Below are 12,680 nucleotides of genomic sequence, written 5' to 3' on the forward strand. Positions count from 1 at the left end.
AATCAATTGGCACGAAAATCTGCTCAAAGGACTAAACTGATCTGGCTATGGCAACCGTGACTCTCGCTACCGAAATTCAGCCGAGTTCGCCCCAGGGCGAGTTCCGCAATGAACCGTTTACTGATTTCAAAAACCCCGAAAACGCCCGAAAGATGAAGGCAGCGCTCGACCTTGTCGCGGGCGAATTGGGGCGTGAATATGACCTCATCATCGGCGGACACCGCCTGAAAACCGAAGGCAAGATCAAGTCGTTCAATCCGGCGCGACCAGCGCAGGTGGTTGGCGTTCACCAGAAAGCCGGTGCTGAGCATGCGGAGAAGGCGATGTCTGCGGCGCTGGATGCGTTTGAGACGTGGAGCCGGACTTCTGTGGAACAGCGGGTCTCGCTGCTGCTGAATGCGGCGCGGATTATTCGCGAGCGGCATTTTGAGTTTTGCGCATGGCTGACATATGAGGTCGGCAAAAACTGGGCAGAGGCCGATGCGGATGTGGGCGAGACGATTGACTTTCTCGAGTTCTATGCGCGCGAGGCGTTGCGGCTGGCGAAAGCGGAGACGCCTATCCAGTATCCAGGCGAATTCAACCAGTTGCTTTACATTCCACTCGGCGTGGGCGCGGTGATTCCGCCGTGGAATTTTCCGTTCGCGATTATGGCGGGTATGACGGTGGCTTCTGTCGTCACCGGGAATACTGTAATCCTGAAGCCGTCGAGCGATTCGCCGACGATTGCGGCGAAGTTTGTGGAAGTGCTGGAGGAGGCGGGGATGCCGGGCGGTGTAGTGAATTTCTGTCCGGGATCAGGTGCGACTTTCGGCAACGCGATCGTGGAACATCCGAAGACACGCTACATCGCGTTCACCGGATCGCGCGATGTGGGGCTGGAGATTCACGAGCGCGCGGCGAAGAATCAAAAAGGACAGATTTGGATCAAGCGAACCGTGCTGGAGATGGGCGGCAAGGACTCCATCTTGGTTTGTGCGGATGCGGATCTGGATGCAGCGGTGGATGGCACAGTAGCGGCGGCGTTTGGATTCAGCGGGCAAAAATGCTCGGCTTGTTCGCGAGCGATTGTTGAGGCTCCGGTATATGACGTTTTTGTGGAGCGGGTGCGCGAGAAGGTGGCGAAGCTGACGGTCGGTGATCCTGCTACGAATCCAAACATGGGGCCGGTGGTGAATAAAGCGGCGATGGATTCGATTCTTGGATACATCGAAACGGGCAAGAAGGAAGGGCGGCTGGTTGCGGGCGGCAAGGCTCTAGAGAATGCTGATGGAGGATTCTTCATCGAGCCCACGGTGATTGCGGATATCGCTCCGGATGCCGTGATTTCGCAGGAAGAGATCTTCGGGCCGGTGCTGGCGGTGATCAAGGTGAAGGATTTTGATGAAGGCTTGAAGGTCGCTAACAATACTGAGTATGGGCTGACGGGCGCGATCTATTCCGGATCACGCGAGGCGCTGGAGACGGCGCGGCGCGAATATCACGTGGGGAATTTGTATTTGAATCGCAAGTGTACGGGGGCGATGGTGGGTGCGCATCCGTTTGGCGGATTCAATATGAGCGGGACGGATTCTAAGGCGGGTGGGCCGGATTATCTGCTGCTGTTTACGCAGGCGAAGAGCGTGGCGGAGAAGCTGTGATTCCATCGTAAGGATGTAGAAATCCCTCAGGTGCGTTTGGGCCTGAGGGATTTTTATTTGGATGAGTCGATACGCTGCGACGATAAAAAGCAGATCCTTCACTCCGCTTACCCCACGACGATTCTCGTTCGCAGGGCCCCAAGCCGCTCCGTTCAGGATGACACCGCTAGATGACACCGCGCGATGACACGACTCAATGAGTGGGAAGTTATGCTGTGGTCTCGTCCATGGGCTCGTCGAGGTTGTCTTCTACTAGTGCGTCTGAGCTCGCAGACGAATTATCTGGGTTGTGTCTGCGGAGGATGGCGCTGGTGTCGTCGCGGCCGGGCTCTACGCTGATGGCACCGATGTTCGACAACATCGGATCAGATTCGGTGAAGCGTGCAATGCGTTCTTCGGCGGCATCGTCTTGGATCAGGCCAGATCCATCGCGCGTGTTGGGGCGCTCATCTTCCTGCAGCAGATTTATTTCCAACGCATCCAGTTCTTCTTCGGTACTGGCATCAAGTTCATCGAATTGCTGGCCAAGTTCCCCTTCAGCAATGGCGGGCTCATCTGCGCCACCTGTGATCATTTCGAGACGGTCAATTGCGGTATCCGTCGCGAAGTCGTCGGACCGGATGGAGGCCGGAGCGGGATTCTTGTCTGCATAAACGGAGCTTTCGCTCAGATTGACCTGCGTGTCTTTTGATTGATTCGCCATTTTCCCGCCTTTTGATTTTCGCGCGGCAATCGCTTGCCGAGTACGCTTCAAGTGTCTGTGATGCAAGCGGAGACGTTGCGGTTCGCCAGACGGCACGGGCATCGGTATCTTCGCGATACAATCCACAATGGAATGAATAAGAAGATTGCATTTCTCTTTCCGGGGCAAGGTTCGCAGACAGTGGGCATGGGGCGCGATCTCGCCGAGCGGTTTCCAATTGCCAAACAGACTTTTGCAGAAGCCGACGAAGCTTGCGGATTTGCACTGTCGAAACTTTGCTTTGAGGGCCCTGAAGAAGACCTCAAGCTGACCGAGAACACACAACCGGCGATTTTGACTGTCAGCGTCGCGGCGTTGCGAGTGCTTGCGGAACATGGCATAAAGCCCGCTCTGGCAGCGGGACATTCCCTTGGCGAGTGGTCGGCACACGTGGCAGCGGGGACGCTGACTTTTGCCGATGCGGTGCGCTCGGTGAAGGCGCGTGGCCGTGCGATGCAACTGGCGGTGCCAGCGGGTCAGGGCGCGATGGCAGCGATTCTGTCGCTCGATCCGGTGCAGGTGGTTGAGGCGTGCGAAGAGGCAGCGAAGGAAACGGGGCTGACGGTATCTGCCGCGAATTTGAACTCCCCGGGACAGACGGTGATTTCCGGCGCGACGGCGGCCGTTGAGAAGGCCGCGGCACTCTGCAAATCGAGAGGCGCGCGGCGGACGGTGATGCTTCCGGTCAGCGCTCCTTTTCATTGCGCGTTGATGCAGCCTGCGCAGGAGGAAGTAGCGCGGGTGCTGGCGGGATTGCGGCTCACCGATCCGAAATTTCCGGTTGCTGCCAACGCGAGTGGAACGATGGTGACTACGGCCGAGGGGGCGCGCAACGCGCTGATCGAGCAAGTCACGGGGGCAGTGCGCTGGGTGGACTGTATGAGGACCCTGGTGGGGGCGGAAGCGGATTTGTTTATCGAGGTTGGACCCGGGAAGGTGCTGTGCGGGTTGCTGAAGCAGATTGACCCGGCACAGAGGTCGCTGAATGTGGAAGATTCGGCGAGCATGGAAAAGGTTCAGGCGGAGTTAGCCTCCGCCTGAGATTCGTTGAAATTGGATGGTGACCATCTGCAACGTTTTTGCGCTACGGGCCTAGATACAGCTCTTCGTCGGGCGGCGCGAAATCCAGTGTGTGGTCCTTGGGAAAGTAGGTCAGGAAGAGCGCCTTGCTTTTGCGGCCGTTGATCAGGACGCCGACCAGCAACACATTCTTGAAGACGCGAGCGGCCACGATTTCGTGGGTCTGAATCACGCCATATTCATTGTCGGGGCTGGTGCTTGACCAGTCTTTCTGAAAGCGATCGAACGGGTAGGCAGCGTATTTGTCCGCGTGTTGCTGCCAGTTTGGATCGTGCACCCAGATGGCGTAGGCGCTTCGCAGATCGTTCTTCTCAACGTCTTGAAGAAAACTGTTGATCGCGTGACGGCCACGCATATGGGTATACCAGTTCCAGGGCCAATCAGCGGGGTGGCCGGAAACCAGCCAGAAGGCCACAATCAGAATGAACAGCAGCCCGCCGCTTCCATAGAGCATGGCGCGGTTTCGATTTTCGCGGGCTTCATCATATTTTGGAGCATCGAGCAGCGTCATTGCAGACTTTCCTCGCAGTCAAGGATAAGGCACTGAAGGGAGCAGGGAACAGGGAATAGGGAGTAACAAGCGGGAGTCATTCTCGGAGCGACTTTAGTTTGAGGCTTACGCTCTTTGGGCAAGGATTCTTCTCTCTTCTTGTTAGACACCGGCAAAAGGGTTGCGGTTCCCAGTTTTGTACTCCTTATTCCCTTCTCGCTATTCGCTGCCCTTTTTATTCCCTGCTGTATACATTCCGGTTCTTCTCGCGGTGGCGCTCAACACCCAGTTCGATGAGGCGTGTGATCAGGTCGGTGTAAGAAATTCCGGTTGCCTCCCAGAGCTTGGGATACATGCTGATCTGGGTGAAGCCCGGGAGGGTGTTCACCTCGTTGAGATAGATTCGCCGTTTGCCATCGGGCTCCATCAGGAAGTCGACTCGCGCGAGGCCGGCGAGATCGCACGCAAGAAATGCGGCAACAGCCATCTCCCGGATCTGCTTCGCCTCAGCAGCAGTGATCTTCGCGGGAATTACGGGCACTGAGCCTTCGGAAAGATACTTGGCTTCGTAGTCGTAGAACTCTTTGCCCGGGATAATCTCACCGACCACGCTGGCCTTGGGATTGTCGTTGCCGAGAACACCGACTTCGAGTTCGCGGGCGGGCGATTTCTTGCCGCCGACTCCCTGCTCAATGACGAGCTTGCGATCATATTTGGCAGCTTCGTCGAGGGCGGGGCCAAGTTCCTTGCGGTCATGCGCCTTGCTAATTCCCACGGATGAACCGAGATTGGCCGGCTTGACGAACAGCGGATATTTCAAAGCGGCCTCAATCCGGGCGGTAGCCTTGCGCGGCGACGCTTCCCACTCCGAACGCAGAATCGTGACATGTTTCACGATAGGGAGACCGGCTTGCGCGAAAAGGCGCTTCATCGCATCCTTGTCCATGCCGGCCGATGAGCCCAAGACGCCTGAGCCGACGTAGGCGATGCCGGCGAGTTCGAAGAGCCCCTGGATAGTGCCGTCTTCCCCGAAGGTTCCGTGCAGAACGGGAAATACGACGTCAATCGCCTTGCCTTCGGGACCTTGTGGACCCGGGACGGGTGCAAGCAGAGTTGGGATGCCCTCGTGCAGCAGCTTTGCGCCGGGAGTCGCCTCGGGGTCGCCTGCACGTAGTTTCCGGGACGGTGCCCCGTTGTTGCCTTCCAGCAAGCTGTTCGCATCAGACGAGGCTAGCCAGCGGCCTTCCTTCGTAATGCCGATCGGCACCACATCGAATTTTTTGCGATCAATCGCTTTGAGAATGGAGGCGGCGGAGAGCAGCGAAACCTCATGCTCACCGCTGCGGCCACCGAAGAGAATACCTACGCGAAGTTTCTTTGCCATCAATCTTATTGTCGCTCACAAGAGCTTGGAGAAGGGTTACAGGAGAGATTCGTGCTTTCCCACTCATCCCGCGAAGAAGCCGCGTCATGAATGGGGCACCCAGATTTGTTGCATCCAGATTTGTTGCACCCAGATGTTGCGAACCAGAAATTAAGAGTGGATCAGAGGATTTTCTTGCCGAACGCGGAGCAGGCCAGTTCTACGGCTAGGTCAGCGGTGCGATTGTGTTCGTCGATCACTGGATTGACCTCGACAATTTCGAAGCTGAGCATACGGCCATGGTCGGCGAGAATCTCCATGGCCAGGTGGGCTTCGCGATAGGTTGCGCCACCGCGCACCGGGGTGCCGACGCCGGGTGCGTCTTCGGGGTCGATCCAGTCCATGTCGAGGGAGACGTGATAGCCCGCAGTTCCCCTCCCTGCGGCTCTCAGAGCTTCTTCCATCACTGCACGCATGCCGCGCTCATCGATGTCGCGCATGGTGTAGACCTCGCCTATGCCCGCCCGGCGGATGTTTGCCCGCTCAGCGGAGTCAATATCGCGGACGCCGATCAGGACCGTATTTTCCGGAGCGATCTTGGGAGCGAAGCCGCCGATGTTGGTAAGCAGATCCGGTCCCAGCCCCAGTAGCGCCGCGAGAGGCATGCCGTGGACATTGCCGCTTGGCGATGTATCGGGAGTGTTGATGTCGGAGTGGGCGTCGATCCAGAGGACGCCGATCTTCTGATTCTGCCGCCGGTAAAAGTCGGACACGCCGGAGACCGAGCCGACGGCGATGGAGTGATCTCCCCCGAGGACCAGCGGCGTCATTCCTTCTTCTAGCGCCTTACTGACGGCGGCTGCGGTGCGGGTACAGGTGTCGGCAATCTGCTTGAGATAGCGGGCGTTGGGGTTGCCGAAGTTCTGCGTTTCAGCGATATCGACGGCGACGTTACCGCCGTCGCTGACGTGGTGGCCCAGGGACTCAAGCCGCGCTTCGAGGCCAGCCACGCGCATTGCCGACGGACCCATGTCAACGCCACGCCGGCTGGCACCCATATCGAGCGGCACGCCGAGAACTCGGATGTTGCGGGGTGGAAGGGATTGGGTTCCGCTAGGTGCAAAGGAGGTGACGACAGGGGGAATTTCTGGATTGGTAGCCATTAAGAGTGCTCTCCCGAATCTGAGCCCCAGTCATCATATCGTGCGACCCCCGAAGCATGCCCCAAACCGGTACATTCGCGGTCTGAAAGTGCTATGACCCGTGTAGTCCCGATGGCCCGAAAGGTGTAACTAAAGGCACGTGAGTAAAGCGTAGACTTTTACCATTCTTACCGATGTATTGATCGTGAGCACCACGGGCTAAGTTCCACGGATCAGCGAATTAGCTGGCTATCGCGAAGGAATGGGAATGACGTTGCGCGGGAAATCCCGGCGGAGTTTACGGCATGCGACTGTGGGGTTGGCATTCACCACGGCATTGCTCATGTGCGCTCCCAAGGTTCATGGCGCTACCGAACAGCCGCTCACTTCGATAAGTGCCATCCATGCGCTGAGCAACGCTCAAGCCAGCCATCAAGTTCCGGTCTCGTTTGAAGCTACTGTCATCTACTATCGCGGATACGAGCGGACTTTGTTCGTGCAGGATGGCGACCTTGCCATCTATGTGCAGCCACTGGTGCAAGTGCAGTTGACTGCCGGTGATCGCGTGCTGATCAAGGGAACGACGCACGATAGCTTCCGGCCGTTTGTGTCAGCCAGCAGCATTACAGTGGTGGGGCACCCTGGGGTGCCGACAGCTAAGCCCGCGACTTTCGATCAATTGATCCGTGCAGAGTTTGACTGCCGACTTGTGACAGTACGGGCAACAGTTCGCAGCATCGACCTGGTGCAGAGCTCGGATAGACCCAGCCTTTCGCTTCAACTTCGCAGCGAAGGTGGACCGATTGAGGCTGTTATCGACAGCAACAGCGTTGACAGCCTTAGAAATACGCTGGATGCCGAAGTCGAGTTTACGGGCGCGGTTTCCGGTCGGTTTGACGGCAAAATGCAGGAAACCGGTATTCAGTTGCACGCGAATTCGGTATCGGCAATCAAAGTCATCAAGCCTGCTTCGCGAGGCCCGTGGGATTTGCCGCTTACCCCGATGGATGAAGTCCTGGCGCGCTACCACGTACACAATACAACACAACGCGTGCGGGTGCATGGGACTATTACCTACTCGCAGCCTGGCTCCGCAGTGGTTTTGCAGGATGGCACAAAGAGCTTATGGATCATGACGTCGTCCATTGCTCCACTGCGCGTGGGAGACCAGGCGGAGGCGACTGGTTTTCCGGATGTGCACGACGGATTTCTGGCATTGACCGACGGCGAAGTAATCGATCGCCAGATATCTACGCCAGTTGCAGCGCGACCTGTGACGTGGTCTGAGCTGGCAACGAGTCATCATCTCTTCGATCTGGTCTCAACCGAGGCCCAAGTCGTCGCGGAGAATCGAAACGCTGCGCAGGACGAGTACGTGTTGAGCGCTGGCGGCAATCTCTTTTCTGCGATTTACCGGCTTCCTGCTTCGCGAACTTTGCAACCAGCGCTGTTGATGAAGCATGTGGCTCTCGGCTCAAAGGTGCGCGTAGTTGGAATCTGCATTATGGGCGCTTCGAATCCGTTTAATACGCAGGTTCCTTTCGACATTTTGATGCGCACGACTGACGACATCGTGGCCATCGGCGCTCCGTCGTGGGTGAGCGTGCACAACCTCGTTCGCGTCGTAGCTGTTCTTCTGGTTATTGTGATCATCGTTGGTATATGGGGCTGGATTCTTCGCATCAAGGTGCGGCATCAGACGGTGACTATTACGGCACACGCCGAAGTCGAAGCGAAACACGAGCGGCATAATACGCAATTGGAGATGAAGCGCAGCCGAATTCTTGAGGACATCAACAGTTCACGACCGATGCCTGAACTGATCGATGCCATCACGGAGATGGTTGCATTCAGCCTGAATTGTCCCTTCTGCTGGTGCGAGATGCCCGACGGTGCGCGGCTAGGTAATGCGCCCGCGAATACAAAGGGCTTGCGCAGTATGCGACTGGATATTCCGGCTCGCGCTGGTGGATCGCTGGGAACGCTATTCGCGGCAACTGAATCCGGAGAGCCCCGCCCCCAAGACGAAACGGCTGCGCTGGAGTCAGGAGTGCGGCTGGCAACACTCGCTATTGAAACACGCAAGTTATACAAGGACCTTGTTTATCGTTCGGAGTTCGATTTGCTTACTGACATCCATAACCGCTTCTCACTTGATCGCTACCTTGAGCAGATGATCGAAAAGGCGAAAATAGAGGGCTCAATCTTCGGCTTGGTTTATGTGGACCTGGACGAGTTCAAACAGGTCAACGACTTCTATGGCCATCACGTCGGAGACCTTTACTTGCAGGAAGTCTCGATGCGCATGAAACGGCAGCTTCGCTCCGGGGACATGCTGGCCCGCCTCGGCGGCGATGAGTTTGCCGCATTGGTGCCGGTGGTGCGCAGTCGGGCCGCGATCGAGGAAATTGCGCAGCGCCTGGAGCGCTGTTTCGATGCGCCGTTTGCCGTAGAAGGTTACGTTCTGCGTGGTGGCGCAAGCGTCGGAGTCGCACTTTATCCAGAAGACGGTACTTCGCCGGATAGCCTGCTGAGCGCTGCGGATGCGGGCATGTACGTCGCCAAGCACACCAAGCGCCATGGCTCGGAGATGCCGGACCGGCTGCCTAAGTCGCTCTTCAAGCCGGAAGAACAGGGCAGATAAGAACGCGCCGGTCTCGACGAATCGAAGAACCGGCGCGGTTTCCCCCCTTGGAAATGATTTGAGTTGTCAGCGCACGTGAAGCTGCGACAGATGCACTTTGCCCTTGACCAGGTCTGCCTTGCGCCACTGGCTCTTCTCGTTGAGAGCAACCCAGCGGCGTTCCTCGCTGCGATAGTGCCAGTCCTTATCGAGTTGGTAGTAGATCAGCGTTCCGGCGGCTTCCATCACCTTGATGATGCTGTTGTCGTGTGAGTTCTTCTCGTCAAAGTCGGTAGTCGCGCTCTCGCCCATTTCGGAATAGATCTCGTTCAACTCGAAGAGCAATGCGTTGACACTGTCATCCATGGCTTCGACGTTAAGGCCGATGCGCTTGGCTTCACGCAGCGTGATGGGATAGTTGTGCGATGGATAACCGGCGTTGAGATTGTTGCTGATCTCGCGGGCGCGTTCCTTGTCGTCCATGTGGTACGACAGAATCTCTTCGCAGATGCGAGTGGAGAGCGCACTTGAACGATCGACCGCTCCGATGACGAGTGGATGTACGTACGGGAACAATGCCTCATACGGATTCGTGGTCGAGCTTTTGGCCTGCTCGGTCCAGAGACGGATCACGCGCAGGAGTTCGTCATTGCTCACGCTTACACGGTCGTTGTCGCGATCGATTGGTGACAAATCGTGCGTCAACGAAGTGTCGACGGCTGACAGATGTGCCAATGGCCCCATCAAGATGCGGTCGGCGCCCAGGGCCAGCATGGTTGCGGCGGATTGGCATTCGAGCGGGGCAAGTACTGTCAGGTGCTTCACATAGCGACGCAGCAGGTTGACCATGCGCAGCGAGGCCTGACCGGAACCACCGTCGGATTTCACAAACAGCGTGAGGCGCTCGATGGTGCCGAGCTTACGCAGCAGGGCGTAGAGGCCCGCAACGTCGTTCTGGCAGATTGAGCCTTTGTTGGAATTCCAGTAGGTGATGATTGGCTCGCCGAGCGTGCGGGACAGCTTGTCGAGCACCGGCTGGGTCCGCTCGATCAGCATCGGCGGCTTTGCCGGGCTGGGGCGGAGCACTGGAAATTCTGAGATAGATGCAGCTACAGATACAGATTGGTTAGGCAATTCCGTGTACCGCGCAAATTGAATTGTCTTGAATGGCTTGATATTAGCACGATGTTCATCAGGCCGAAATAAAGAAGGTTGTGATTTTGGGCACAGCTTAGAGGGCTTCGCGGCGAACGCGAATTGCGCCGCACCGAAGCTCCCTCTCAGCAATGACTTGTAATCCTCGGGAGAACAGAGCGGCAATGCAAACTTTGGTAAGCACGGCTTCGCTATCGTGTCCGTCTAAAAAGCGGAGGTTGGATTTTCGGGCGGTGATGATGAGATATCCGCGGCGGGAGCTAGTTGCGGGCCGGTGCATCATGCCGGAGCGTTTGAAATATCGTGGGCGGAGTCTCCCGCCCACGAAACATATCTCAAAACAATCTCCCGACCGGGGCCGATTTTACTTGGGTGGTTGTGCAGGTGGATTTTCGCTCGTCGGGGGCACAATCCCTTTTAGCCGTAAATAGGTCACCATATTTCCGTAGTGCTCGTCTGTGTGGGCGGTGTTCAGCGAGAGCAACGTGAGTTTCGACAGGTTGAAGTTGAAGAACTTCACCATTTCGCTACCCTTGGCATCGGTCATGCCGCCGTAGGTCTGGTTGCAGTAGCCAACCGCGTCTTTTAACGCAGCAATAAGATCGGCCTTGGAAGTCTTGGTTTTCTCGACGTTCTTCATCGGATTGGCTTGACCGGATGCCATCGAACAGAACATGTAGTTGGCATCAGCAACGTGCCCAACCAACTGACCGAAACTGCGAACCTCCGGCGTCGGTTTGAAGGAGTAATTCTCTTCCGGCATTTTTTGAGCCGCACTGACTACCGACCCGACGATAAACGAATAGAGCCCTCTTTCGCTCTGGGTAATTGGATCTGCCGGCGGGGTTGCCGGCATGGACGGCTTGTCCTGCGCGCGCAAGCAGAGTGGGGAAATTGCCGCCATGGCAAAGAAAAACAAATGGCTTCTTTTCAACGTACACCTCCGATGAAATCATGCCACATCTCAAGCTGCTCAAATGTCAAAAAGTGACTTCGGAAGGTAGTGCAGGAATCCAAGGCGCAGCTGGTTCCATTACCTCCGCCGGCGACCTGCGCATCATGCAGTTTGTGATGAAGCCTATCTATCGACACGGCTCAAACAATGTGGCGGGCACATCGAGCGACTCAGATAGTTCTGTGCCATCTGTAAAGAAACGACACACTAGATTCCTCATAGATAACAAAGGCCTGAATGGAAGAGCAGCGAACCTTGTAGTTTTGGGTGACATTAAACCTCGAAGGCCCTGACCATTGGCCTATTCCAGGAAGATGCTGTTTGGTGTGCTTCAGCGGGTTTCCTGCGTGATTGATTAAGCGGAGAAAGGAAAGAGCCGGAAGTTGTCAACTCAGCCGAGAGTATGTCGTCGGCCTAAGGCGATCACGTACCAATTGACGACCGTGAGGTTGATTCCGAGCAGCATGGCAACCACAACGCCTTAGATTACCAAGATCAGAGACCTCTTTGCGCCAGTTACGCAAGGAGTCAAGGCATTGATGCGAGAGAGTCGAGAGATAAAGAAGTATTGCGTATACAACAGATCCAGGGAGAGCCATCTCAGCCTGGAGGTCGGAGCATTTGACACCACTGCTGAGCCTCTGAAAAGGCTCTTCGAATACCTTGTTACCGGAGGTTATCCGGGTCTTTGGCTGAAGCCGTACAGAGGCATTCCGGCCATGCAAGGGGCTAAAACATTTGACCTGATCTATCTCGACGAAGAATGCCGAGTCGCGGAGATACCAGATAAGTACCCCAACCCCCAATTTGCCGTCCTGGAGGTCATGCCGGCGAGTGCGCTGCTTCTTGCCGGACACAGCGCCTTCGCCTCACAGATCCGTATGGGAGATCAACTTGCAATTTGTGAGGCTGCGGAACTCGAAAGCATGCTCACGAATCTCTCCGGCTCATTCGATAGAGATTCGATCACGCAAGCAGTGGACGTCACGGTTGCGTCTTCATCGAAGTCAGGTGCATTCCGAATTGAACTGCCCACGAACAAGCTCTCGCACATTGAACGATTGAAGCGATGGTTCTCTTCCAATACACCGAGCGACGAGCGATCGAATCGTCATCCTTCACCTGAATTAATTGCCTACCACTGGAGTGGTGGGACGGCACGGCCAAACGCAGTCGGGAACATAAGTGGAACCGGATTTTACCTCCTTACCGACGAGCGCCCATACCCCGGTACCCTGATCATGATGACTTTGCAAAGAACCAGTACCGAGAGCGAAAGACGACAGCATTCTATTGCCGTTTACACAAAGGTCATTCGCTGGGGACCGGACGGCGTAGGTTTTGCATTCGTAGCCCCGGAAGTCAAGAACGTAAAGAGAACCGATGATCAGTCTGGCAAGCTGGCAGATCAGGAGTCTCTGCAGGAGTTTTTGAAAGTCGCGTTAGCCCGCGAACAGGAACCGACTCGTTAGCGCACGAGTCGAACAATA

Annotated in this window: 10 protein-coding genes; 4 read left to right on the forward strand and 6 right to left on the reverse strand. The window is 56.4% G+C overall.

The features are described 5' to 3' along the window. Positions 1-47: 47 nt before the first annotated feature. Complete coding sequence (gene pruA, locus P8935_RS21170) at positions 48-1,640, forward strand: L-glutamate gamma-semialdehyde dehydrogenase (RefSeq protein WP_348262301.1); 1,593 nt, start codon at positions 48-50, stop codon at positions 1,638-1,640. Between the two features lie 208 nt (positions 1,641-1,848). Here pruA and P8935_RS21175 read toward each other — a convergent pair whose 3' ends face one another. Continuing rightward, positions 1,849-2,343, reverse strand: a complete 495-nt coding sequence (locus P8935_RS21175) for a hypothetical protein (RefSeq protein WP_348262302.1) — start codon at positions 2,341-2,343, stop codon at positions 1,849-1,851. 132 nt (positions 2,344-2,475) lie between these two features. On the opposite strand from P8935_RS21175, the gene fabD reads away from it, so the two are divergent. Then, a complete protein-coding gene (fabD, locus tag P8935_RS21180; RefSeq protein ID WP_348262303.1) occupies positions 2,476-3,423 on the forward strand; it encodes an ACP S-malonyltransferase in 948 nt (315 codons plus the stop codon). 43 nt (positions 3,424-3,466) lie between these two features. Here the strand turns inward: fabD and P8935_RS21185 are convergent, their stop codons facing one another. The 3 genes from P8935_RS21185 to rocF all read right to left on the reverse strand — a co-directional run bounded on the left by P8935_RS21185 (position 3,467) and on the right by rocF (position 6,478). After that, positions 3,467-3,973, reverse strand: coding sequence for a hypothetical protein (locus tag P8935_RS21185; RefSeq protein WP_348262304.1), 507 nt, complete (start codon positions 3,971-3,973; stop codon positions 3,467-3,469). Positions 3,974-4,187: 214 nt separating this feature from the next. Further along, positions 4,188-5,336, reverse strand: coding sequence for a D-alanine--D-alanine ligase family protein (locus P8935_RS21190; RefSeq protein ID WP_348262305.1), 1,149 nt, complete (start codon positions 5,334-5,336; stop codon positions 4,188-4,190). A gap of 161 nt (positions 5,337-5,497) precedes the next feature. Continuing rightward, positions 5,498-6,478: an arginase gene (gene rocF, locus P8935_RS21195; RefSeq protein WP_348262306.1), complete on the reverse strand. Its 981-nt coding sequence runs from the start codon at positions 6,476-6,478 to the stop codon at positions 5,498-5,500. A gap of 247 nt (positions 6,479-6,725) precedes the next feature. On the opposite strand from rocF, the gene P8935_RS21200 reads away from it, so the two are divergent. Then, entirely contained in the window at positions 6,726-9,101 is a 2,376-nt protein-coding gene (locus P8935_RS21200) for a GGDEF domain-containing protein (protein ID WP_348262307.1), read from the forward strand. A 66-nt stretch (positions 9,102-9,167) separates the two neighbouring features. Here the strand turns inward: P8935_RS21200 and P8935_RS21205 are convergent, their stop codons facing one another. Together P8935_RS21205 and P8935_RS21210 are read right to left on the reverse strand one after the other, a co-directional pair. Further along, positions 9,168-10,166, reverse strand: coding sequence for a hypothetical protein (locus P8935_RS21205; RefSeq protein WP_348262308.1), 999 nt, complete (start codon positions 10,164-10,166; stop codon positions 9,168-9,170). Positions 10,167-10,599: 433 nt separating this feature from the next. Continuing rightward, complete coding sequence (locus tag P8935_RS21210) at positions 10,600-11,169, reverse strand: DinB family protein (RefSeq protein ID WP_348262309.1); 570 nt, start codon at positions 11,167-11,169, stop codon at positions 10,600-10,602. Between the two features lie 740 nt (positions 11,170-11,909). On the opposite strand from P8935_RS21210, the gene P8935_RS21215 reads away from it, so the two are divergent. Next, the gene (locus P8935_RS21215) at positions 11,910-12,662 is read left to right on the forward strand and encodes a hypothetical protein (RefSeq protein ID WP_348262310.1); all 753 of its coding nucleotides are present in this window, start codon (positions 11,910-11,912) and stop codon (positions 12,660-12,662) included. Positions 12,663-12,680 lie beyond the last annotated feature (18 nt).

This window comes from Telmatobacter sp. DSM 110680, assembly GCF_039994875.1.
Taxonomy (GTDB): Bacteria; Acidobacteriota; Terriglobia; order Terriglobales; family Acidobacteriaceae; genus Telmatobacter.